The sequence below is a fragment of the [Mannheimia] succiniciproducens MBEL55E genome (genome assembly GCF_000007745.1).
Classification (GTDB): Bacteria; Pseudomonadota; Gammaproteobacteria; order Enterobacterales; family Pasteurellaceae; genus Basfia; species Basfia succiniciproducens.
The window spans coordinates 355,636-378,928 of the sequence record NC_006300.1; the positions used below are offsets into that span (position 1 = coordinate 355,636).

21 protein-coding genes are annotated in these 23,293 nt (G+C 42.7%); 8 read left to right on the forward strand and 13 right to left on the reverse strand.

The genetic code is table 11. The annotated features are described in order from the left end of the window. Positions 1-80 precede the first annotated feature (80 nt). On the forward strand, positions 81-1,706 hold the full coding sequence (locus MS_RS01760; RefSeq protein WP_011199569.1) for a phosphoethanolamine transferase: 1,626 nt from the start codon (positions 81-83) through the stop codon (positions 1,704-1,706). A gap of 134 nt (positions 1,707-1,840) precedes the next feature. Here the strand turns inward: MS_RS01760 and MS_RS01765 are convergent, their stop codons facing one another. Beyond that, positions 1,841-2,506 carry a Fe-Mn family superoxide dismutase gene (locus MS_RS01765; protein ID WP_011199571.1) on the reverse strand — a complete coding sequence of 222 codons (666 nt, stop codon included), beginning with the start codon at positions 2,504-2,506 and terminating at the stop codon, positions 1,841-1,843. Positions 2,507-2,744: 238 nt separating this feature from the next. Further along, a complete protein-coding gene (locus MS_RS01770; RefSeq protein WP_011199572.1) occupies positions 2,745-5,018 on the reverse strand; it encodes an NADP-dependent malic enzyme in 2,274 nt (757 codons plus the stop codon). A 286-nt stretch (positions 5,019-5,304) separates the two neighbouring features. On the opposite strand from MS_RS01770, the gene rsuA reads away from it, so the two are divergent. From rsuA to MS_RS01790, 4 genes are all read left to right on the forward strand, one after another. Further along, complete coding sequence (gene rsuA, locus MS_RS01775) at positions 5,305-5,997, forward strand: 16S rRNA pseudouridine(516) synthase RsuA (RefSeq protein WP_041639512.1); 693 nt, start codon at positions 5,305-5,307, stop codon at positions 5,995-5,997. A gap of 15 nt (positions 5,998-6,012) precedes the next feature. After that, positions 6,013-7,200, forward strand: a complete 1,188-nt coding sequence (locus MS_RS01780) for a Bcr/CflA family multidrug efflux MFS transporter (protein ID WP_011199574.1) — start codon at positions 6,013-6,015, stop codon at positions 7,198-7,200. A gap of 11 nt (positions 7,201-7,211) precedes the next feature. Then, a complete protein-coding gene (locus MS_RS01785) occupies positions 7,212-7,442 on the forward strand; it encodes a zinc ribbon domain-containing protein (RefSeq protein WP_011199575.1) in 231 nt (76 codons plus the stop codon). Positions 7,443-7,578: 136 nt separating this feature from the next. Beyond that, positions 7,579-9,423 (forward strand): ABC transporter ATP-binding protein, encoded by a 1,845-nt coding sequence (locus MS_RS01790; RefSeq protein WP_011199576.1) that lies wholly within the window; start codon positions 7,579-7,581, stop codon positions 9,421-9,423. A gap of 86 nt (positions 9,424-9,509) precedes the next feature. On the opposite strand, the gene rlmC is transcribed toward MS_RS01790, so the two are convergent. From rlmC to hinT, 4 genes are all read right to left on the reverse strand, one after another. After that, complete coding sequence (gene rlmC, locus MS_RS01795; RefSeq protein ID WP_011199577.1) at positions 9,510-10,679, reverse strand: 23S rRNA (uracil(747)-C(5))-methyltransferase RlmC; 1,170 nt, start codon at positions 10,677-10,679, stop codon at positions 9,510-9,512. Between the two features lie 80 nt (positions 10,680-10,759). Beyond that, complete coding sequence (gene nagZ, locus MS_RS01800; RefSeq protein WP_011199578.1) at positions 10,760-11,803, reverse strand: beta-N-acetylhexosaminidase; 1,044 nt, start codon at positions 11,801-11,803, stop codon at positions 10,760-10,762. Positions 11,804-11,811: 8 nt separating this feature from the next. Then, the gene (locus tag MS_RS01805) at positions 11,812-12,174 is read right to left on the reverse strand and encodes a YcfL family protein (RefSeq protein ID WP_041639515.1); all 363 of its coding nucleotides are present in this window, start codon (positions 12,172-12,174) and stop codon (positions 11,812-11,814) included. Between the two features lie 46 nt (positions 12,175-12,220). Further along, positions 12,221-12,571, reverse strand: a complete 351-nt coding sequence (hinT, locus tag MS_RS01810; RefSeq protein WP_041639516.1) for a purine nucleoside phosphoramidase — start codon at positions 12,569-12,571, stop codon at positions 12,221-12,223. 322 nt (positions 12,572-12,893) lie between these two features. Here hinT and focA point away from each other — a divergent pair, with 322 nt between their 5' ends. The 3 genes from focA (at position 12,894) to pflA (ending at position 17,069) form a co-directional block, all read left to right on the forward strand. Beyond that, positions 12,894-13,745, forward strand: a complete 852-nt coding sequence (gene focA / locus MS_RS01815; RefSeq protein WP_011199582.1) for a formate transporter FocA — start codon at positions 12,894-12,896, stop codon at positions 13,743-13,745. 83 nt (positions 13,746-13,828) lie between these two features. Continuing rightward, complete coding sequence (gene pflB, locus MS_RS01820) at positions 13,829-16,141, forward strand: formate C-acetyltransferase (protein ID WP_011199583.1); 2,313 nt, start codon at positions 13,829-13,831, stop codon at positions 16,139-16,141. Positions 16,142-16,328: 187 nt separating this feature from the next. Further along, complete coding sequence (pflA, locus tag MS_RS01825; protein WP_011199585.1) at positions 16,329-17,069, forward strand: pyruvate formate lyase 1-activating protein; 741 nt, start codon at positions 16,329-16,331, stop codon at positions 17,067-17,069. Between the two features lie 46 nt (positions 17,070-17,115). On the opposite strand, the gene tadA is transcribed toward pflA, so the two are convergent. From tadA to MS_RS01860, 7 genes are all read right to left on the reverse strand, one after another. Next, positions 17,116-17,646, reverse strand: coding sequence for a tRNA adenosine(34) deaminase TadA (gene tadA / locus MS_RS01830; protein ID WP_011199586.1), 531 nt, complete (start codon positions 17,644-17,646; stop codon positions 17,116-17,118). 162 nt (positions 17,647-17,808) lie between these two features. Further along, positions 17,809-18,660, reverse strand: a complete 852-nt coding sequence (locus tag MS_RS01835) for a thymidylate synthase (RefSeq protein ID WP_011199587.1) — start codon at positions 18,658-18,660, stop codon at positions 17,809-17,811. Positions 18,661-18,678: 18 nt separating this feature from the next. Beyond that, positions 18,679-19,485, reverse strand: a complete 807-nt coding sequence (lgt, locus tag MS_RS01840) for a prolipoprotein diacylglyceryl transferase (protein WP_011199588.1) — start codon at positions 19,483-19,485, stop codon at positions 18,679-18,681. A 17-nt stretch (positions 19,486-19,502) separates the two neighbouring features. Continuing rightward, positions 19,503-20,303 (reverse strand): sulfite exporter TauE/SafE family protein, encoded by an 801-nt coding sequence (locus MS_RS01845; RefSeq protein WP_011199589.1) that lies wholly within the window; start codon positions 20,301-20,303, stop codon positions 19,503-19,505. Position 20,304: 1 nt separating this feature from the next. Continuing rightward, the gene (gene rppH / locus MS_RS01850) at positions 20,305-20,898 is read right to left on the reverse strand and encodes an RNA pyrophosphohydrolase (protein ID WP_011199590.1); all 594 of its coding nucleotides are present in this window, start codon (positions 20,896-20,898) and stop codon (positions 20,305-20,307) included. Between the two features lie 614 nt (positions 20,899-21,512). Next, the gene (locus MS_RS01855; protein ID WP_011199591.1) at positions 21,513-22,031 is read right to left on the reverse strand and encodes an MltR family transcriptional regulator; all 519 of its coding nucleotides are present in this window, start codon (positions 22,029-22,031) and stop codon (positions 21,513-21,515) included. A 69-nt stretch (positions 22,032-22,100) separates the two neighbouring features. Beyond that, the gene (locus MS_RS01860) at positions 22,101-23,249 is read right to left on the reverse strand and encodes a mannitol-1-phosphate 5-dehydrogenase (RefSeq protein WP_011199592.1); all 1,149 of its coding nucleotides are present in this window, start codon (positions 23,247-23,249) and stop codon (positions 22,101-22,103) included. Positions 23,250-23,293: the final 44 nt, after the last annotated feature.

Sequence of the window (23,293 nt, forward strand, 5' to 3'; positions counted from 1 at the left end):
GAACTTACATTGCGCTTACCCGTCTAACCAGCAATAATATCCTTCCAACTTTACTATTTTATTAGTATTAGGAATTTTCTATGATCCGTTTCCCTCGTTTTAACTTAAGAAGTTCAACGTTAATTGCCATTGTGGCGCTTTATTTCACATTAGTATTAAATTTTGCATTTTACGGCAAAGTATTAACCCAACATCCTTTTACCGGCAAGCCGGAAGATTATTTTTTATTAACGGTTCCGTTTTTTGTATTTTTTACGCTGAACGCCGTTTTTCAGATCTTAGCCGTGCCGCTATTGCATAAAATTATTATGCCGTTACTGTTGATTATCAGTGCTGCGATTGCGTATAGCCAAGTGTTTCTGGACGTTTATTTTACAACGGATATGCTGGAAAACGTATTGCAGACCACATCTGCTGAAAGTACGCGGATGATAACCTGGCAATATGTGTTATGGATTATCGGATTCGGTATTATTCCAGCTTTTTTGTATCTTTCCGTAAAAATAAATTACCATACCTGGTTTAAAGAATTAGGAATTCGTCTGGGTGCAATTTTAGTTTCCGCAGTTGTGATTTTCAGTATTTCGAAATTTTTCTATCAGGATTATGCGGCGTTTGTACGCAACAACAAACCGACGGTCAATTTAATTTTGCCTTCGAATTTTATTACCGCGGGTGTGAATGAAATCAAACGTATCCATGATGCTAATCGCCCTTATGAAAAAATCGGATTGGACGCTCAACAGGAGAAACCGGATCCTTATCGTCATTTTACGGTTATTGTCGTCGGTGAAACTACCCGTGCACAAAACTGGGGACTGAACGGTTATCAACGGCAAACTACGCCGAAACTGGCGGCGCGTGGTGATGACGTTATTAATTTCAATCACGTGACCAGCTGCGGTACGGCGACTGCGGTGTCTGTGCCTTGTATGTTCTCGTATTTGACGAAAGATCAGTATAACGGTTCGAAAGCGGAAAAAATGGATAATCTGTTGGACGTGTTGCAGCGCGCGGGGGTGAATATTTTTTGGCTGGATAATAACAGCGACTGCAAAGGTGTTTGTTTGCGCGTGCCGAATGAAACCGTCAATATGACGCTGAAAGATTATTGTACGGAAGGAGAATGTCTGGACGAAGTTTTATTGCGCGATTTTGATAAAATCCTGAATGAAACCACTAAAGATACCGTGCTGATTTTGCACACTATCGGCAATCACGGCCCGACTTATTATGAGCGTTATACGCCGGAGTATAAAAAGTTTGTACCGACTTGCGATACTAATCAGATTCAGACGTGCAGCAATGAGCAATTAGTTAATACTTACGATAACAGTATTTTGTATATTGATAATTTTATTGATTCCGTGATCTCAAAATTGGAAAACAGAGATGATTTGGAAAGTGCGGTTTATTATGTATCGGATCACGGCGAATCTCTGGGGGAAAACGGTATGTATCTGCACGGCGCCCCTTATGCTATCGCCCCGGAACAGCAAACCCGCGTGCCAATGGTCTTTTGGTTTTCAAAAACTTGGAAAAAGAATGAGGGGGTAGATTTAAATTGCGTCAGAGAGAAAGCGAAAACACGGGAATTTTCTCATGATAATCTTTTCAGCACCGTAATCGGTATGATGGATATGAATTTAAAAACCTCTGTTTATCAACCCGAATTTGATATTCTGGCAAGTTGTAAGCGACATTAATTCAAAATTTTAACAAAAGCGACCGCACTTTTGGGGGGCAGATCAAAGTGCAGTCATTTTATACCGAGATTTTCTCAGGCAATAAAAAAGCACGAAACTTTATGAATCGTGCTTTTTTAGCAAATCGGATTAAATTATTTAGCGCAACCGCATTCCGCTAATTTCTTTTCGAAGCGCTCTGCCGCAAAGTCCCAGTTTACTACGTTCCAGAATTCTTTAATGTAGTCCGGACGACGGTTTTGGAATTTCAAGTAATAAGCGTGTTCCCAAACATCTAAGCAAAATAGCGGGAAGCCTTCGCAACCGGCAATTTCTTTTCCCATAATCGGAGAATCCTGGTTTGCCGTTGAAACGACTGCTAATTTGCCGCCTTCCTGTACAACTAACCAAGCCCAACCGGAACCAAAACGCGTTGCGGCTGCTTTTTCAAATTCAGCCTGGAATGCTTCAACGGAACCGAAATCGCGAATGATTGCATCTTTTAACGCACCTTGTAATGTTGTGCCGGTTTTTAATGCTTTCCAGAATAAACTGTGATTTGCATGACCGCCCACGTTGTTACGTACGGCAGTACGGTTTTCCGCAGCAACTTTATCTAAGTTTTTCAGAATTTTACCCGGGCAGGCGTCAAGATATTCCGCTAATGCCGGCACGTTTTTAACCGCCGCTTCAACCGCCGCGTTGGCATTGTTTACATAAGTTTGATGGTGTTTGCTATGGTGAATTTCCATTGTTAACGCATCAAAATGTGGTTCTAACGCATCATATGCGTAACCTAATTCAGGTAGAGTGTAAGCCATAAAAGTTCCTTGTAATTTTGTTGAGTGTTGTTGAAGTTTGCCGGCATTTTAAATAGCACTACTTATTATTTAAAAGTCCCGCAACCCTGATTCTTGAAATATTTTAACAGTAAATTTGATTAAGATCATTAAATTTACTCTTTTTTCATAAAAAATAGGCTACTTTTTATTAAGCAGCCTATTTTGTAATATTTAGGGTTTGTTTATAAAAGATAAACAGACCTTAAATCAAATCAATTTAGTTTTGTTGCGCTTTAACCGCCGCAATAGCAACCATATTGATAATACGGCGTACGGAAGACACGGAAGTTAAAATATGCGCCGGTTTTTTCATACCCATCAGGATTGGTCCGATAGTAATCGGTGTCGCGGTGCCCTGTAATAAATTCAAACTGATACGGGCGGATTCCATATCCGGCATAATGAGCAGATTTGCCGCGCCTTTGAGCGGACTGTCAGGCATAACTTCGCGGCGTAAATTCTCATTTAACGCTACATTAGCGTGCATTTCGCCGTCAATGATCAAATCAGGCGCCTGCGTTTTCACTAATTGTAAAACTTCGCGCATTTTGACCGCACTTTGATCTTCCGAAGTACCGAAATTAGAATGAGAAATTAACGCCACTTGCGGTTCAATACCGAAACGGCGCACTTCTTCCGCCGCCATTAAGGTAATTTCCGCTAATTCTTCCGCCGTCGGCGCTAAATTAACGAAAGTATCCGCGATAAATAAGTTGCCGCTTGGCAGTACCAATCCGTTTACCGTTGCCGGGATGTCTACATTTTCTTTAATGCCGATAACTTCTTTCAATAAAGAAAGGCTGGAAGAATAGGTACCGACTAATCCGCAAAGCATTGCGTCCGCATAACCGAGTTCCAGTAAAGCGGAACCGATAGCCGTCGAGTTGGTTAACATACGGCGTTTTGCCATGGCTTCGGTAACGCCGTGACGTTTTAGTTTATTGTGATAGAGCGACCAGCATTGTTGGTAGATTTCTTCATTATCCGTATTTAGCACTTCAAAATCGACACCCGCCTGGATTTTTAAACCGAGGCGTTTAATTTGCGCTTCGATCACATCCAAACGTCCGACCAAGACGGGATAAGCGATTCCTAAGGTCGAAATTTCTTGCACCGCATGCAAAATGCGGGTTTCTTCGCCGTCTGTGAGCAATACGCGTTTTTTATCCGCTTTCGCCTGATTAAAGACAGGTTTCATGAACAGATTGGTTTTGTAAACGAATTGGGTGAGTTTTTCGATATAAGCGTCGAAATTTTGAATCGGGCGGGTTGCCACGCCGCTGTCCATTGCCGCTTTGGCTACCGCCGGTGCAATACGGATAATTAAGCGAGGATCAAAAGGTTTAGGAATAACGTATTCCGGCCCGAAAGTGACTTCGCTTTCGTCCGTGTAGGCTGAAGAAACCACATCGCTTTGTTCGGCAAGCGCAAGATCGGCAATAGCGCGCACCGCCGCCATTTTCATTTCTTCGTTGATTGTAGTCGCACCCACATCTAGCGCACCGCGGAAAATAAACGGGAAGCACAGCACGTTATTTACTTGGTTAGGGAAGTCTGAACGACCGGTACAGACGATGGCGTCGGGACGAACCGCTTTTGCTTCCGGCGGTGTAATTTCCGGATTCGGGTTAGCCAACGCAAGAATCAACGGATTAGGCCCCATTGTTTTTACCATTTCCTGAGTCAAAGCGCCGGCGGCGGAGCAACCTAAGAAAATATCCGCATTCGGAATTGCATCGGCTAATGAACGGGTACCGTTGTCGTCAATGGCATACAGTTTTTTTGTTGCATCCATATTTTCGTCGCGACCTTTATAAATAACGCCTTTAGAGTCGCAAACCGTAATGTTTTCACGTTTCATCCCTAACGACACCAACAGATTTAAACAGGCAATAGAGGCCGCACCCGCACCGGATGCCACTAAACGCACATCTTCGATTTTTTTATTAATAATGCGTAAACCGTTTAAAACCGCAGCGGAGCTGATAATCGCCGTACCGTGTTGATCATCGTGGAATACCGGAATATTCATGCGCTCGCGTAATTTTTGTTCAATGTAAAAACATTCGGGCGCTTTGATATCTTCAAGATTAATACCGCCGAATGTCGGCTCGAGGGCGGCGATAATTTCCACTAATTTTTCCGGATCTTTTTCATTTATTTCAATATCAAAAACATCTACGCCGGCGAATTTTTTGAATAAAACGCCTTTACCTTCCATTACCGGTTTGCCTGCGAGGGCGCCGATATTACCTAATCCCAACACGGCGGTACCGTTTGAAATTACGGCAACTAAATTGCCTTTTGCGGTGTAATTATAAGCTTTTGCCGGATCTTCTTGAATTTCTAAACAGGGCATTGCAACGCCCGGCGAATAAGCCAGTGCAAGGTCACGTTGAGTGGCAAGTGATTTAGTCGGGGTAACTTCGATCTTTCCGGGAACCGGAAATTCATGAAAATCTAATGCGGCTTGACGTAATTGTTCGTCCATATAAACCTCTTTTTAATATGCACAAATGGATAGGATAGAAAAATACTTTAACCGATAAAGTACTGCTTAATGATTATACATAGAATGGCATAATAAAAATGTGATATAAACCGATTTTTTACAAAATTTTTACAAAATAATTTTAGTAGCGAATTCCGGCTGCGTTTTTTGCTAAAAAATCACTATTTTTTAACCGCACTTTTTATTTCATGCTAAGATAGCAGACTTTTCTTTTGTATTGCGCAAGATTGCCGCTTTGGCTGCGTTTTATTATTTTAGGATATTTATGCGATTAGATAAATTTTTAGCGGAGAATACGGGATTAACCCGTTCTCAAGCGGCGAAAATACTGCGTCAGGGGAATGTGCAGGTTAACGGTCAGGTTGTAAAAAGCGGGTCGCTTAAAATAACGCCGCAAGATGAAGTTTTATTTGAAGGTGAGTCTTTAGAATGGCTGGAGGACGGCGTTTATATTATGCTTAACAAGCCGCAGGGTTACGTGTGTTCTCATGACGACGGCGAATATCCGACTGTCTATCAGTTTTTTGATTATCCGTTAGCCGGCAAGCTGCATACCGCCGGGCGTTTGGATGCGGATACCAGCGGGCTGGTGTTATTGACTGACGACGGGAAATGGTCTCATCGGGTGACATCGCCGAAATATCATTGCCAGAAAACCTATTTGGTGACCTTGGCGGACCCCGTTGAAAGCAATTACCGACAGGCTTGTGAACAAGGCATTCTACTGCGCGGTGAAAAAGAGCCCACAAAGCCCGCCATATTAGAAATTATTGATGATTACAACGTAAATTTAACTATCAGCGAAGGACGTTACCATCAGGTAAAACGCATGTTCGCCGCGTTAGGTAATAAAGTTGTGGGGCTGCATCGGTGGAAAATCGGTAATATTGAATTGGATGAGGATTTGCCCGAAGGGGAATTTCGTGTGTTAACCGCAGAGGAAATTCAATATTTTTGACAGAGGATAAAAAATTTGAGTACCGCTAAAAAAAGAAACTTTATATTTATTGCCACGCTGGGTATTTTGTCTATGTTGCCGCCCTTAGGGGTGGATATGTATCTGCCTTCTTTCCTGAATATTGCCCGTGATCTGCAGGTGGATCCCGAGCGGGTCCAATATACTTTAACTTTTTTTACCTTCGGTATGGCGGCTGGGCAATTATTCTGGGGACCGGTGGGCGATAGCTACGGGCGCAAACCCATTATTTTGCTTGGTGTGATTATCGGTGCCGTCGCCGCATTTTTTCTGACCGGCGTAAATTCTATCGAAAATTTTACCGCACTTCGTTTTATTCAAGGTTTTTTCGGCTCTGCGCCGGTAGTGCTGGTAGGGGCGTTATTGCGCGATCTTTTTGATAAAAACGAATTATCGAAAACCATGTCAATGATAACGCTGGTGTTTATGATTGCGCCTCTGGTGGCGCCGATAATCGGCGGTTATCTGGTGTTATTTTTCCATTGGCACAGTATTTTTTATGTTATTTGCGCCATGGGGATTTTAAGTGCGATTTTAGTGTTTTTTATCATTCCGGAAACCCATCATCAGGACAATCGCATTCCTCTGCGGCTAAATGTGGTGGTACGTAATTTTGTAACTTTATGGCGCCGTAAAGAAGTGCTGGGTTATATGTTTTCTTCAGGATTAGGCTTCGGCGGATTATTCGCCTTTTTAACGGCGGGTTCTATCGTCTATATCGGTTTGTATGGCGTACCCGTGGATCAATTCGGTTATTTTTTTATGCTGAATATCGGCGTGATGACTTTAGGCTCCGTTATCAACGGGCGGGTGGTTCATCGAGTGGGCGCCGAACGAATGTTACAAATCGGTTTGACCGTTCAGCTTATCGCAGGAATTTGGTTGCTTATCGTGGCTTGCTTTGATTTAGGTTTTTGGCCGATGGCGCTGGGTATTGCGGTATTTGTGGGTCAAAACTCATTAATTTCCTCTAATGCAATGGCATCGATCCTCGAAAAATTTCCGACAATGGCGGGAACGGCAAATTCTGTCGCCGGTAGCGTGCGTTTCGGATTGGGCGCAACTGTGGGCTCTTTGGTTGCCTTAATGAAAATGGACAGCGCCGCCCCGATGTTGTTTACCATGGGAATCTGCGTGATTGTCGCGGTTTGCTGTTATTATTTTTTAACTTATCGTTCGTTATAAACAGGAAGGTTATGGCTTTACACAAATGCCCGGAATGTCGTCATAAAATCAGTCAAAATGCGATGATTTGCCCTCATTGCGGTTTTTCTTTTGAAACGGCAAGTTTAGAAAAATATAAGCAAACGCTGGAACAACGCCGTTTACATAATCAGCAAATTAATAAGAAAAGTGCAAAATTACAGTTTATCTGGCTGATTATTTTCGCGCTTTTTATCGCTTTAGCCGGTTATTTCACTTCATAGTGTAAGGCTTATGAGCATTTGAATAAAAATAACGGCAAGCCGGATTCGCTAAAAAGTGCGGTCAGATTTTCCATAGTTTATTTATGGAGCGGAAAATACGGCGTATAATAGCCGGCTCTGATTTTGAGGTAGGATAATGTTAAATAAAATTTTTTCGTGGTTTGAACGCAGGGTAGAGGCGTACCCCGATCAAACGCCAAATACCCCGGAAAACGGGTTATTTAAATTTATTTGGTCAAGTCTGGACGGAATGAAAAAATGGATCCTGTTGCTGGCGGTGTTAACTGTGGGTACCGGGGTGATGGAGGCGCTGTTATTTCAATTTATGGGCGTGCTGGTGGACTGGCTTGGCAACTATACGCCGGTAACCTTATGGCAGGAAAAAGGCACCTTGTTGTGGGGCATGGGCTTTTTATTGGTGTTCAGCATTTTATGGTCGTTTTTAGCTTCCGCCGTTCGTCTGCAAACCCTGCAAGGTGTTTTCCCAATGCGCTTGCGTTGGAACTTCCATCGCTTAATGCTGGGACAAAGTTTAAGTTTCTATCAGGATGAATTTGCAGGCAGAGTTTCGGCAAAAGTCATGCAGACCGCTCTTGCGGTACGTGATACCGTACTTACCATTGCGGATATGATGGTTTATGTGGTGGTGTATTTTATCAGCTCGGGCGTGGTGTTAGTGGCTTTAGACGGCTGGTTCTTAGTGCCGTTTGTGGTATGGGTCGTGCTATTCGTGATGATTTTGCGGGTGTTGATTCCTAAATTGGCAAAAACCGCCGAACGTCAGGCTGATGCGCGATCTTTAATGACCGGGCGGGTAACGGACGCTTATTCGAATATCACAACGGTAAAATTATTCTCTCACGGTGCCCGCGAAGCCAGTTATGCGAAAAAATCCATGGAAGAATTTATGGTCACGGTTCACGCGCAAATGCGTTTAGCGACTTCTCTGGATACGCTGACTTACGCCGCCAACGTCTTTTTAACTTTAAGCACGGCAATTTTAGGTATTCTTTTATGGCAAAAAGGTGCTGTCGGCGTGGGCGCTATTGCGACCGCAGTTGCCATGGCATTGCGTGTGAACGGTTTATCCCGCTGGATTATGTGGGAATCCGCCCGCTTATTTGAAAATATCGGTACGGTAAACGACGGCATGACAACATTGTCAAAGCCTCATACGATTATTGATAAGCCGAATGCACCTCAGCTTGAAGTGAAAAAAGGCGAAATCCGTTTTGATAATGTTGATTTTTGTTACGACCCGGCTAAACCGCTGTTAAACCATTTTAATTTAACCATTAGACCGGGTGAAAAAGTGGGTTTAATCGGGCGTTCCGGCGCAGGTAAATCGACTATTGTGAACCTGTTGTTACGTTTCTATGAAGCGCAAAACGGTACTATTAGCATTGACGGGCAGAATATTCTGGACGTACAACAAGAAAGTTTGCGCCGTCAAATCGGTTTGGTGACACAGGACACTTCGTTGCTGCACCGTTCCGTGCGGGATAACATTATTTATGGTCGCCCGGAAGCGACGGATGAAGATATGATTAATGCGGCGAAACGTGCGGAAGCCGCCGATTTTATTCCGTTTTTAAGTGATGCGAAAGGTCGCCGCGGTTACGATGCGCATGTAGGAGAACGAGGGGTAAAACTTTCCGGCGGTCAACGTCAACGTATCGCCATTGCCCGAGTGATGTTAAAAGACGCCCCTATTTTATTATTGGACGAAGCGACCAGTGCGCTGGACAGTGAAGTGGAAGCGGCAATTCAGGAAAGTCTGGATAAAATGATGGAAAACAAAACCGTTATCGCCATTGCACACCGTCTTTCAACCATTGCGGCAATGGATCGCTTGATCGTTTTAGATAAAGGTCAAATCGTAGAACAAGGCACTCACGCCGAATTGCTTGCCCAAAACGGCTTATATGCCAAACTGTGGCGACACCAAAGCGGCGGTTTTCTGAGCGAACATGCGGATTAATTTCTGATAAAAAAAGTGCGGTAAAAATATCGAGAATTTTTGACCGCACTAAAAGTTTTAAATAGGCTATGCCTGATTGGCATAGTCTATCTTTTTATCAACAGAGTTAACACCTCATAATGCGAGGTGTGAGGAAACATATCAAATAATTGGATTTTTTGCAATTGATAATGAGTAAGTTCAAGTAAATCTTTCGTCATGCTTATCGCATTACAACTCGAATAAAGAATAAACTGCGGTTGCATTTGATTGAGAAATTGAGCCAGCGGTTTGCCGATACCTCGGCGGGGCGGGTTGACGATAACCAGATCCGGCTTGTTTTCGTCCTGATTTAAGGCAAAATTTGCCGCATCCAAAGACTGAAAATTCACCTTTTTCAGACCGCACTTTTGCGCGGAGAGGCCGGCGCAATAAATTGCCGAAGGGGCGATTTCAATTCCGGTTAATTCAATGTCGGGATTTTTTTCCTGCAATGCTTTTGCACAGTGCAAGCCGAATCCGCCGACACCGCAAAACAGATCCCAAAGTTTATTGACGGGTAAATCTTTCACCCATTGTTGCGCAGTGCCGTACAAGCCTTCCGCTACCTGCGGATTGGTTTGGAAAAAACCTTGCGGACGGATAAACAACGGAATCCGATTAAAGCGTTCTTCCAGCACCTGCCGTTCAGTAAAAAAGATTTCTTTTTCGCCTTCTAAAATCGCCGCATGTTGAGGTTGAATATTGGCGCTAATCACCTTTAACTGCGGTAGTTTTTCCCGAAGTTTTGCCAGTTCCCGCCGAATTAACGGAATTTTATTCTCCGAACGCAACACGAAACGCAGCATAATATCTCCCTGATAACCGCTTTCCGTCAGCAGAATATATTTCAGTTCGCCTTTTTGTTTGGCAACATTATAAGGTACTAACCCCGCTCTCCCGATAAAATCTTTCAACACGGGGAAAATCGGTTTGAAACCGGCTGAATAGAGCAGGCAATCCGTTAAATCCACCGCACTTTGCGGGGCATTTTGGTCTTTCAAAATACCTAAAACCGGGCGTTCCACCGCACCGCTTACCACCATTTTGGCTTTATTGCGAAAACCGCTTTGACGTGATTGAAAAGGCGCCGACCAACGGAGTTGCGATTGGTCTAAAGGAGCGATTTGTTGTTTTAAATGGATTTGTTTTTCATTTAATTGCTCGTCATAAGGGCGGTTAATCCATTGACAGGATTGGCATTGTTGGGTTTGGAAGTGGGGGCATTTTGTAGTCATAATTATGAAAGCTTATTCGGTCGCTTAATCGTTAAATTACAAAGGGCGTATGCGATACGCCCTACGGTATTTAGGATTGCTTATTTGCTGTCTAACCAAGATTGTTGAAGTGCGGTCAATTTTTTCGAATTTTCCAACCAGCGCCGGGTTTTTGTTAATTCGTTCCAGCTGAAGGCTTTTTTCTTAAATAACGACTGTAAACGACGTTGGCGGGCGGCAAAGTGCGGCGGATTTTCTTCAAGTTTTAGATTATCCAGCACTTGAACCACACCTTCCGGTTCGTTGCAAAGCAAAAGCAAATCACAACCTGCGGAAAGGGCTTTTTCGCTGCGGGCAACGAAATCCCCCATGAAACCGGCGCCTTTCATACCGAGATCATCGGAAAAAACCGTCCCGTCGAAGCCTAATTTTTGGCGCAGAATATCCTGCAACCAATATTTTGAACCGCTGGCGGGTTGGCTGTCACAATGGCGATAAATTACATGTGCGGGCATGACCGCATCAAGCTTATTTTGTGCGATAAGTTGTTGGAAAGGTTGAATATCTCGCTCAAAAATTACGGCGCTCGGGCGTTCGTCATAAGGGGTTTCCAAATGACTGTCCGCCAGTACGTGACCATGCCCCGGAAAATGTTTGCCGGTGGTCGCCATACCCGCTTGATGCATGCCGTCAATAAACGCGGAAGCCAGACGGACGGCAGGTTCTACTTCTTCACAGAAACTGCGATCACCGATGGCTTTACATTCGTGCCCTAAATCCAGTACCGGAGCAAAACTTAAATCAATGTCTAAAGCGGTCATTTCCGCCGCCATTAGCCAGCCGGCTTCTTTTGCCGTTGTCAGTTGAAGTGCCGGGTCGCTAATCATCGCGGCAAAAGATTGCATGGCGGGTAATTGGGTAAACCCTTCACGGAAACGCTGAACTCTGCCGCCTTCCTGATCCACGGTGATCAATAACGGTTTTTTCACTCGTCGGCGAATATCTTTAATTAACGCTTGAATTTGTGATCTGTCGTAGAAGTTGCGGGTAAATAAAATAAGCCCGGCTACCAGAGGATGCGCGAGTAATTCCGCCTCTTCCGCTAAAAGTTCTTGACCTTTCAGGTCGATAAGTAAGGTTGACATATAAATAATTAGTTATTACCGGAAAAAAGATATAAACGGTAGTTTACACTTTCTGCGGTCGGCTTTGTCAGGTTAATTTCGGCTTTTTGCTGAGGCTGCAACAACAATGCGCCCTGATATTTTTCTTGTTGGGTTGAAAATAGTTGGGTTATGCCGTTTTCATCGTACCAATACAGGTTGTAGTTAAAGGCGATAGGTTGCTGGCTTTTATTTTTTACCCAGGCGGAATGTGCTCCCGCATTTGCTTCAATAGATTGTGCGAGATTTGCCGCGATATTAAGAATCGGCTTCTGCGTACTCACTAAGTTGGGCTTTTGTGCCGAACATGAGGCAAGCAAAAGTGCGGTTGCAAAAAGGAAAAATTTTTTCATTATCAAATAAGTGCTGTTAGGGGCGTATTTGCTACGCCCTTTGGAATTATTTTGCGTTTAACGGACCGAGTTTTTCACCGCCGAGTAAGTGCATATGAATATGAAATACTTCTTGCCCGCCGTGTTTGTTACAATTGACAATTAAACGGTAGCCGTCTTCTGCAATACCTTCCAGTTTGGCAATTTTAGCGGCAGTAATAAATAAGCGCCCTAATACGGCTTCATCTTCTGCGGTTACGTCGTTTACTGTCGGAATCAATTTATTCGGAATAATTAAAATATGAGTTTTTGCCTGCGGCGCAATATCGCGAAATGCGGTGACAAGATCGTCTTGATATATAATGTCGGCGGGAATTTCTTTACGAATAATTTTACTGAAAATTGTTTCTTCTGCCATTTTGTGTTTCCTTATTTTTGGGAAAAATCTACCGCACTTTTTATCAGAAATCAGCTTAAATAGCAATTTATCTCGTAAACCAAAGGAATAAATCCACACCCTTTATAATGGTATTATTACTCTATTTGGGTAATTTTGATTTAGGTCAAAAAATCTGTAAAAGGTGATATGGATCACTCAAATTAGCTATTATCTAATTTATGAATCTTTTATAATCCCCCCGTTAAATAATATTCAACAATTTTGGATTTTTTAATCTATCATTTATGCTTTAAGGCAGTTCTACTCATTTCCGAGTAGTTTTATTACTAAGGAAAGCTCAATGAAATCGGAAGATTTTAAATTGGCTTGGATGGCTTCGCCAACCGAGATGGCTCAAACCGGGTTAGACGTCGGCGTTTATAAAGCTACGAAAAAACAAGCCTATTCATTTTTATCGGCGATCTCTGCCGGTATGTTTATTGCTCTTGCATTCGTTTTTTATACAACAACTCAAACAGCCTCTGCGGGAGCGCCTTGGGGATTAACTAAACTGGTCGGCGGTTTGGTGTTCTCTCTCGGGGTAATTATGGTGGTGGTTTGCGGCTGTGAACTATTTACTTCATCAACTTTATCGACTATTGCCCGCTTTGAGAGTAAAATTACAACAATTCAGATGTTACGTAACTGGATTGTGGTTTACTTCGGTAATTTTGTCGGCGGTTTATTTATTGTTGCATTAATTTGGTTTTCCGGTCAGATCATGGCGGCAAACGGTCAGTGGGGATTAACCATTTTAAATACGGCACAACATAAAATAGAACATACCTGGGTTGAAGCCTTCTGTTTAGGTATTCTTTGCAACATTATGGTATGTATTGCCGTTTGGATGGCCTATGCCGGCAAGACTCTAACGGATAAAGCTTTTATTATGATCCTGCCGATCGGGTTGTTTGTCGCTTCAGGCTTTGAACACTGCGTAGCAAATATGTTTATGATCCCTATGGGCATGGTAATTGCAAATTTCGCATCGCCGGAATTCTGGCAGGCAACGGGTTTAAATGCCGAGCAGTTTGCAAATTTAGATATGTACCATTTAGTAATTAAAAATTTAATTCCTGTTACTTTAGGTAACATCGTCGGTGGTGGTGTTTGCATTGGTCTAATGCAATGGTTTACCAGTCGTCCACATTAGTTGGGTGAGAGTGACGGCAAATCCGCCGTCATCCTTGCAAGGTTTCAATCTTATCAATACTAGAAAAGAAGGAAGTATTAAAAATGGCTGAATTAACTGAAGCTCAAAAAAAAGCATGGGAAGGATTCGTTCCCGGTGAATGGCAAAACGGCGTAAATTTACGTGACTTTATCCAAAAAAACTATACTCCGTATGAAGGTGACGAATCATTCTTAGCTGATGCGACTCCTGCAACCAGCGAGTTGTGGAACAGCGTGATGGAAGGCATCAAAATCGAAAACAAAACTCACGCACCTTTAGATTTCGACGAACATACTCCGTCAACTATCACTTCTCACAAACCAGGTTATATCAATAAAGATTTAGAAAAAATCGTTGGTCTTCAAACAGATGCTCCGTTAAAACGTGCAATTATGCCGTACGGCGGTATCAAAATGATCAAAGGTTCTTGCGAAGTTTACGGTCGTAAATTAGATCCGCAAGTAGAATTTATTTTCACCGAATATCGTAAAACCCATAACCAAGGCGTATTCGACGTTTATACGCCGGATATTTTACGCTGCCGTAAATCAGGCGTGTTAACCGGTTTACCGGATGCTTACGGTCGTGGTCGTATTATCGGTGACTACCGTCGTTTAGCGGTATACGGTATCGATTACCTGATGAAAGATAAAAAAGCCCAATTCGATTCATTACAACCGCGTTTGGAAGCGGGCGAAGACATTCAGGCAACTATCCAATTACGTGAAGAAATTGCCGAACAACACCGCGCTTTAGGCAAAATCAAAGAAATGGCGGCATCTTACGGTTACGACATTTCCGGCCCTGCGACAAACGCACAGGAAGCAATCCAATGGACATATTTTGCTTATCTGGCTGCGGTTAAATCACAAAACGGTGCGGCAATGTCATTCGGTCGTACGTCTACATTCTTAGATATCTATATCGAACGTGACTTAAAACGCGGTTTAATCACTGAACAACAGGCGCAGGAATTAATGGACCACTTAGTAATGAAATTACGTATGGTTCGTTTCTTACGTACGCCGGAATACGATCAATTATTCTCAGGCGACCCGATGTGGGCAACTGAAACTATCGCCGGTATGGGCTTAGACGGTCGTCCGTTGGTAACTAAAAACAGCTTCCGCGTATTACATACTTTATACACTATGGGTACTTCTCCGGAACCAAACTTAACTATTCTTTGGTCCGAACAATTACCTGAAGCGTTCAAACGTTTCTGTGCGAAAGTATCTATTGATACTTCCTCCGTACAATACGAAAACGATGACTTAATGCGTCCTGACTTCAACAACGATGACTACGCAATCGCATGTTGCGTATCACCGATGGTCGTAGGTAAACAAATGCAATTCTTCGGTGCGCGCGCAAACTTAGCTAAAACTATGTTATACGCAATTAACGGCGGTATCGATGAGAAAAACGGTATGCAAGTCGGTCCTAAAACTGCGCCGATTACAGACGAAGTATTGAATTTCGATACCGTAATCGAACGTATGGACAGTTTCATGGACTGGTTGGCGACTCAATATGTAACCGCATTGAACATCATCCACTTCATGCACGATAAATATGCATATGAAGCGGCATTGATGGCGTTCCACGATCGCGACGTATTCCGTACAATGGCTTGCGGTATCGCGGGTCTTTCCGTGGCTGCGGACTCATTATCAGCAATCAAATATGCGAAAGTTAAACCGATTCGCGGCGACATCAAAGATAAAGACGGTAATGTCGTGGCCTCGAATGTTGCTATCGACTTCGAAATTGAAGGCGAATATCCGCAATTCGGTAACAATGATCCGCGTGTTGATGATTTAGCGGTAGACTTAGTTGAACGTTTCATGAAAAAAGTTCAAAAACACAAAACTTACCGCAACGCAACTCCGACACAATCTATCCTGACTATCACTTCTAACGTGGTATACGGTAAGAAAACCGGTAATACTCCGGACGGTCGTCGAGCAGGCGCGCCATTCGGACCGGGTGCAAACCCAATGCACGGTCGTGACCAAAAAGGTGCGGTTGCTTCACTTACTTCTGTGGCTAAACTTCCGTTCGCTTACGCGAAAGACGGTATTTCATATACCTTCTCTATCGTACCGAACGCATTAGGTAAAGATGACGAAGCGCAAAAACGCAACCTTGCCGGTTTAATGGACGGTTATTTCCATCATGAAGCGACAGTGGAAGGCGGTCAACACTTGAACGTTAACGTTCTTAACCGTGAAATGTTGTTAGATGCGATGGAAAATCCGGAAAAATACCCGCAATTAACCATTCGTGTTTCAGGTTATGCGGTTCGTTTCAACTCATTGACTAAAGAACAACAACAAGACGTTATCACTCGTACGTTTACACAATCAATGTAATTGAGAGTTTGTCTTATTGCTTAATAAATTCCGCCTCAATAGGCGGAATTTTTTTGTTTTAATTCCCCTGATTAAAGCGGATAAAAGTGCGGTAGTTTTTTGCGAAGATTTGACTATTCTCTGAAAAAAACGAAATTCTTTGCTATAATCTTCTTGCTATATTTTGTTGATTATTTAAGGGCATATTATGTCGGTTTTAGGACGAATTCATTCATTTGAAACCTGCGGGACAGTTGACGGGCCGGGAATCCGCTTTATTTTATTTTTACAAGGCTGCTTAATGCGTTGTAAATATTGCCATAACAGAGACACCTGGGATTTGCACGGCGGTAAAGAAATTTCCGTTGAAGAATTAATGAAAGAAGTGGTGACCTATCGCCATTTTATGAACGCCTCGGGCGGCGGAGTTACCGCTTCCGGCGGTGAAGCTATTTTACAGGCGGAATTTGTACGGGACTGGTTCAGAGCCTGCCATAAAGAAGGAATTAATACTTGCTTGGATACCAACGGTTTCGTCCGTCATCATGATCATATTATTGATGAATTGATTGATGACACGGATCTTGTGTTGCTTGACCTGAAAGAAATGAATGAACGGGTTCACGAAAGCCTGATTGGCGTGCCGAATAAAAGAGTGCTCGAATTCGCAAAATATTTAGCGGATCGAAATCAGCGTACCTGGATCCGCCATGTTGTAGTGCCGGGTTATACAGATAGTGACGAAGATTTGCACATGCTGGGGAATTTCATTAAAGATATGAAGAATATCGAAAAAGTGGAATTATTACCTTATCACCGTCTAGGCGCCCATAAATGGGAAGTACTCGGCGATAAATACGAGCTTGAAGATGTAAAACCGCCGACAAAAGAATTAATGGAGCATGTTAAGGGGTTGCTTGCAGGCTACGGGCTTAATGTGACATATTAGAAGAAATAAAAAAACCGTCGTAAACATTATGACGGTTTTTTTGTCACTATTTTTCAGAGGAGTTAAGCCGGGGGTGTTGTAAAAGTGCGGTAGCTTTTTGTTGTTTTTTCTGTTCCCTGCGCTTTTGGAAAAAGCGGCTTAACTTCTGACTGCATTGATCCTGTAAGACACCGCTTGTGATCTCAACCCCATGATTCATTTTATAATCCTCAAAAAAATGAAATCTGGAACCCACCGCACCGGTTTTGTAATCGGACGCCCCGAATACCAAGCGTTTGATTCGGCTGTGTAAAATCGCGCCGGCGCACATGGTGCAGGGTTCTAACGTCACATATAAAGTGGTATTGAGCAGGCGGTAATTTTGGATTTTCTGCGCGGCGTTACGTAACGCAATAATTTCGGCATGGGCGGTGGGATCTGAGTTTACAATAGATAGATTCCAGCCTTCACCAATGATATTGCCCCGTTCATCCACCAATACGGCACCTACGGGAATTTCCCCTAAAGCTTCCGCCTTGTCGGCAAGGAAAAGAGCTCGATTCATCATTTTTTCGTCAAAGCTAATCTGTTGATCCATAAGAATTATCAGGCTGTTAATTGAGATGAAAAAAGTGCGGTCAAAAATTTAATATTTTTCTGCGTATTTACGGACGCCAAACAGGCATCCCTACATTTTATGTTGAAAAATATTTTCTATAACAGATGAAAATATTAAATTTTTGACCGCACTTTTGTCGGTTTATACCGAGAACGGATATTTTATCGGTTCGTGGCATTGGTAACCAACGACGTTGAAATCATCCATGGTTACCCAGGTTTCTAAATCTTCAAGGGTTTTAATGTCCGGATTAATTTCCAGTTTTGGCGACGGGAACGGTTCGCGTTTTAACTGCACGTCGCGCATTAGTTCCAGCTGGTCTTCGTAAATATGCGCATTGACGATTTTGTGGTATGCCTGACCGGCTTTTTTACCGGTAATCTGCGCCATTAAAGCTAAGAACGTAAATACTTGAATTTGATTGAAATTCAAGCCTAAAGGTACGTCACAGGAGCGTTGATAACTGGTTAAATAAAGCGTATCGCCCAGCAAAGAAAACGTGTGATTGTACATACAAGGGCGCAGACAACCGAGATCGAATTCACCCGGGTTTAAAAAGGTCAGAATTTCGCCGCGATCATCAATGCCGCGACTTAAATTGTTGACTATTTTGCGTAATTGATCAACGGTTTCGCCGTTAGGCTTACGCCAGGCTCTGCCTTGTACGCCGTAAACGCGCCCCATATCGTCGGTGCCTTTGCGATGAGGGTTGTTCAGCCATACCTGATTTTCATTAGCGTTGGCATCCCAGGTTTTTGCTCCTAATTTACGGAAATCCGCCGCATTATCGTAGCCGCGGATATAACCCAGAAACTCCGCAATCGCCGCTTTCCAATAACTTTTACGTGTAGTAATAATCGGAAATCGGTTGTTTGCCACATCATAAGTCAAATCCGCATTGATAACGGTTAAGCAGCGTTTTCCGGTACGCTTGTTTTCAATCCAGCAGCCTTCATTTACGATACGTTGGCATAAATCTAAATATTGACGCATATATTTCCTTAAAATTCGTTAATTTTTAACCGCACTTCGACGACGGTAGGCTAATACAATAAATAAAGCACCCAACAGAATCATCGGCGTTGAAAGAATTTGTCCCATGGAAATCTGTTGTCCGAAATAAAGCCCCAGTTGAGCGTCCGGTTCGCGGAAAAACTCCACAATGAAACGGAATAAACCGTAGAATAACAGGAATAACCCCGCTACCGAACCTGCCGGGCGAGGCTTTCTGATAAACCAGTTGAGAATACAAAACAGCACAATCCCTTCTAAAACAAATTCATAGAGTTGCGAAGGATGTCGCGGTAAATAACCGCCGCTTGGGAAAAGAACCGCCCAAGGTACATCGGTAACGCGTCCCCATAGCTCGTCATTAATAAAATTACCAATACGCCCCATACCTAAACCGAAGGGAATTAACGGCGCCACAAAGTCTGCGACCACCCAGAAATTGCGTTTTTGCAATTTTGCGGTGACAAGCATGGCAACGATCACGCCGATTAAACCGCCGTGGAATGACATACCGCCTTCCCATACGCGGAATAAGTAACTTGGTTCCTGGACAAACAGATCCCATTGATAAAACAGCACATAGCCGATACGTCCGCCAAGGAAAACGCCGGCAAAGCCGTTAAACAGCAAATTATCCACTTGTTCTACCGTCCAACCGCTATCGGGACGGTTAGCGCGTTTAACGGCCAACCAACGGGCAAAAATAAAGCCGATTAAATACATCAAACCGTACCAGCGTAGGCTAATCGGACCGAGAGAAAATATAATAGGATCAAATTGCGGGAAAGCTAAAAACTGATTTTCCATAAATTTCCTTAAATAAATTATCCTATTAGCATTTTAATTGCCATTAAGATTAAAAATATAGCGAAATAGCGCTTGAGGGAGGCAACAGGTAATTTATTTGCCATTTCCGCCCCGAACTTAGAGGTAAAAAATGAAGTCAGCGTAATACCTAATACGGCGGGTAAATAAATATAACCCAATGACCAGTCAGGCATACCTTCAACCGACCAACCGCCAATCATAAAGCTAAGCATGCCCGCCAAACCTAAAAATGCGCCGCAGAAGGATGAGGAACCGACGGATTTTCTCATTTCAATACCGCGGGAATTAAGGAAAGGTACAATAAAACTACCGCCGCCGATACCTGCGGCACTGGAGGCGATACCGATTAAAATGCCGCCGAGAATTGTTGATTGCGGTGTCAAGGGTTTAGCCGGGGTTTTTGATTTTTTGTTGCGGATAGACAGCACCATTTTGGCGGCTAAATAAACTACGAGGCAGGCAAACAGTTTGCTGGAAATGTCTTTTGGCAACTTGCCGATAAATAAACCGGAAATAAAAGTGGCGATAACCAAAGTCGGCGCTAAATATTTCACTGCTTCCCAAACCACATTGCCCAATTTATTGTGGCGATAAGCGGAGGCGAGACTGGTGATAATAATCGTAGCGAAAGATGTGCCTAATGCGGTTGCCATCAGTTTTTCATCGGGCACGCCGACCATCGGCAATAAATAAAGCAGGGTAGGCACAATAACCAAGCCGCCGCCGATACCAAAAATACCGGCCAGAAAGCCGACAATTGAACCGACAATTAATGTAATAATAAAAAAAGTAAGCATATTAAACTCTTGTTTTGCGTTTTTTGTCTTGATTTCTATAAGGCGAATAAGGCTTTTTAGCAGAATAATTCGCTTTTTTCTCGTCATTATTGTTTGTTGAGAGAGGATTTACGGTTTTATTCGCATCAAACAGAAAGCAGGCAAATTCTTTCATTGCTTTGCGATAAACGTCTCGTTTGAAGGAAACTACCTGACGAACGGGATACCAAAAACTTACCCAACGCCAGCCGTCAAATTCGGGGGATTTGCTGCAATTCATATTGATATTTTTTTCATCACTCATCAATTGCACTAAAAACCAGCGCTGTTTTTGACCTATACACATAGGTTTGCTGTCGTAACGCAATAAGCGCTTCGGTAATTTATAACGCAGCCATTGTTTTGAAGCATAGACGATACGTACGTCTCGGCGTGTTAAACCTACTTCTTCATATAATTCACGGTACATCGCTTGCTCGGGCGTTTCGCCGTCGTTGATGCCGCCTTGCGGATATTGCCATGAATTTTGCCCGTACCTTTTTGCCCATAGGACTTGTCCTTTGCGGTTGCAAATAACAATTCCAACATTAGGTCGGTAGCCATCGAAATCGATCACTATCGCTCACCTTAATTAAATATTGTCTATACCTTGATAACCTTGAATTGTTTCATACTATGAGGCTTTACTCAATACTATTAGTATAAATAGTCCTAAATATGGGAAAAGTGCGGTCATTTTTTTATTTATTTATTCTATTTATCTTATCCTTGGAAATTATTCACATTTCCGCAATTTGTGGATAGTGCTGTGCATAACCTTTGAGTAAGCCATGAATAGAAAATAATTTCCGTAAAGATCTTTAATAATTACAGAATGATAAAAAAGATCAAAACAGATCTTTTAAATTTTAAACGATCATCATATTGACAAATTTTAAAGCCAATTGAATCGGTTATTTATCCACAAAATGGAGGAAAAAGTGCGGTGAATTTTTAATAAGTTTTGAATATTTTTTATTCTTCGGTGAGTTATTCAAGGTTTCTGTGGATAAAATTGTGGTTGAACGGGGTAATAACTTTTAATCATGCCGGACAGGTAAGGGAAATACCGCGAATGAAATGAAAAAAGATAGATAAATCAAAATGATATATATCCAGTAAGGCGCCATTTAAGGAAAAGAAAAAAGCTGAAAATTACTGTTTATTTTTTAACCGATAAAAGATTGCCGTTTAAAGAGGGCTTTCAACTTGCAGTTGGTCATAGAGATCCGTTACGGATAAAATAAGATAAGAACGGATTAATTTTTCGCGACGTAACACTTTTACCTGATAAAGCAAGGAATCTTTTGTGCCGTCGATTTTTGTATCAAGATTAAGGAAGGACTTATCCTGGCGGACATTCAGCCCCTGAATGAACGAGATAATGATAGGATCAAAGAATTCATATTCTTTACCATCATTGTTTAACGCCTCTTTGAGCTGAATAAACGCATTGATATCCATAAAGGTTTCATGGGAAATAATGCCAAGCCCAAGCAGGACTTTTAATCGGATAGAAAGGTCGAATAACGGGCCGGAATTGATAAAAAGCGAGTCAACTACGGATTTTACGGCAAAATCCGTTTTTCGAAAAACCCGGTTGATTAACTGGTCTACCGACTCGTCAAAAATCGCAACGCAAGCGGTAATAAATCCGCGAATGGAGGTAGTTTCGTTAAGTTTTTCGTAAATTGGATCTTCTGATGTCACGACTGCAAAACCTTATTAGAAGAAAGTGCGGTTGAAATTTTCAAAATTTTAACCGCACTTTTACGGCAATTAAAGCGTTTCGTAAGCCTTCGCAATACGAGCGATTACATTTTCATCCTGTAATTCCGTATATTTTTTGATGGTTTGCGTAACACCTGCTTCAGCAAGGGATTTGGCCAGTTCCAATGCCTGCGGGTCGTTCTCATTACGATATGAAAGTGCGGTTGCAATTGCGCGAATTAAATTATCATTCGGTAAACCGTATTCAATAGTGCCGCGCAACGGTTTAATCAAACGATCGTTGTAACTTAATTTGCGTAACGGTTCACGACCGACACGATCCACATCGTCCACTAAGTACGGGTTGGCGAAACGTTTTAAGATTTTTTCGATGTAAGCGGCATGGGCTTGCGGATCAAATCCGTAACGTTTAATCAATACCGCGCCGCTTTCCTGCATCACGGATTTTACAAAGGCTTTTACGCTTTCGTCTTCAATGCTTTCTTTGACGAATTTATAGCCTTTGAATTTACCGTAATAAGAGGTGACCGCATGACCGGTATTTAAGGTGAACAGTTTGCGTTCTACAAACGCCATTAGGTTATCCGTTAATTCCATGCCTTTAATATCGGGAATCGCGCCTTTGAATTGGGTTTGGTCTACAATCCACTCGCTGAATTCTTCCACTGTGACTAATAACGGATCTTCCGCATCGGGTTTTACCGGCGGCACAATTCGGTCAACCGCACTGTCAACAAAACCGATAAGTTGTTCGACTTTATCTTTATAGTCGGGGTTTAAGTGAGTGAAAACCTGTTCTTTCAGAAAACTTGTACCGCGTACCATGTTTTCACAGGCAATAATGTTTAACGGTTTTGTGTTGCCGCCGGCAATACGTGCTTCTAAGGCTTTGGCAAAGGTGCTTGCAACAATTTTTAAAACGTTCGGGCCGACCGCGGTGGTCACCAAATCCACTTCATTAAATAACGTAATAATTGCCGTTTCGTCTTTTGAATTTACACCTGTGACCTGGGTGACCCGTTCGACTGTATTAATACTGTCGCCAACGATTTTAACGCCGTAGCTTCGGCGGCTTTTTAATAAATCGATAACGCTGTCGTTTACATCGGCGAAAATTACCTGCATACCGCTGTCTGCTAATAATTTACCAATAAAACCACGGCCGATATTACCCGCACCGAAATGTAATGCTTTCATTTTATTGTCCTCTTGTCGGATGGGCTTGCTAACCCATCATTTTA

Bases quoted from the DNA above. Each gene is read 5' to 3' on its own strand.
- MS_RS01760 (WP_011199569.1), top strand. From the start codon at position 81: ATGATCCGTTTCCCTCGTTTTAACTTAAGAAGTTCAACGTTAATTGCC.
- MS_RS01765 (WP_011199571.1), bottom strand. From the start codon at position 2,506: ATGGCTTACACTCTACCTGAATTAGGTTACGCATATGATGCGTTAGAA.
- MS_RS01770 (WP_011199572.1), bottom strand. From the start codon at position 5,018: ATGGACGAACAATTACGTCAAGCCGCATTAGATTTTCATGAATTTCCG.
- rsuA (WP_041639512.1), top strand. From the start codon at position 5,305: ATGCGATTAGATAAATTTTTAGCGGAGAATACGGGATTAACCCGTTCT.
- MS_RS01785 (WP_011199575.1), top strand. From the start codon at position 7,212: ATGGCTTTACACAAATGCCCGGAATGTCGTCATAAAATCAGTCAAAAT.
- MS_RS01790 (WP_011199576.1), top strand. From the start codon at position 7,579: ATGTTAAATAAAATTTTTTCGTGGTTTGAACGCAGGGTAGAGGCGTAC.
- rlmC (WP_011199577.1), bottom strand. From the start codon at position 10,679: ATGACTACAAAATGCCCCCACTTCCAAACCCAACAATGCCAATCCTGT.
- nagZ (WP_011199578.1), bottom strand. From the start codon at position 11,803: ATGTCAACCTTACTTATCGACCTGAAAGGTCAAGAACTTTTAGCGGAA.
- MS_RS01805 (WP_041639515.1), bottom strand. From the start codon at position 12,174: ATGAAAAAATTTTTCCTTTTTGCAACCGCACTTTTGCTTGCCTCATGT.
- hinT (WP_041639516.1), bottom strand. From the start codon at position 12,571: ATGGCAGAAGAAACAATTTTCAGTAAAATTATTCGTAAAGAAATTCCC.
- focA (WP_011199582.1), top strand. From the start codon at position 12,894: ATGAAATCGGAAGATTTTAAATTGGCTTGGATGGCTTCGCCAACCGAG.
- pflB (WP_011199583.1), top strand. From the start codon at position 13,829: ATGGCTGAATTAACTGAAGCTCAAAAAAAAGCATGGGAAGGATTCGTT.
- pflA (WP_011199585.1), top strand. From the start codon at position 16,329: ATGTCGGTTTTAGGACGAATTCATTCATTTGAAACCTGCGGGACAGTT.
- tadA (WP_011199586.1), bottom strand. From the start codon at position 17,646: ATGGATCAACAGATTAGCTTTGACGAAAAAATGATGAATCGAGCTCTT.
- MS_RS01835 (WP_011199587.1), bottom strand. From the start codon at position 18,660: ATGCGTCAATATTTAGATTTATGCCAACGTATCGTAAATGAAGGCTGC.
- lgt (WP_011199588.1), bottom strand. From the start codon at position 19,485: ATGGAAAATCAGTTTTTAGCTTTCCCGCAATTTGATCCTATTATATTT.
- MS_RS01845 (WP_011199589.1), bottom strand. From the start codon at position 20,303: ATGCTTACTTTTTTTATTATTACATTAATTGTCGGTTCAATTGTCGGC.
- MS_RS01860 (WP_011199592.1), bottom strand. From the start codon at position 23,249: ATGAAAGCATTACATTTCGGTGCGGGTAATATCGGCCGTGGTTTTATT.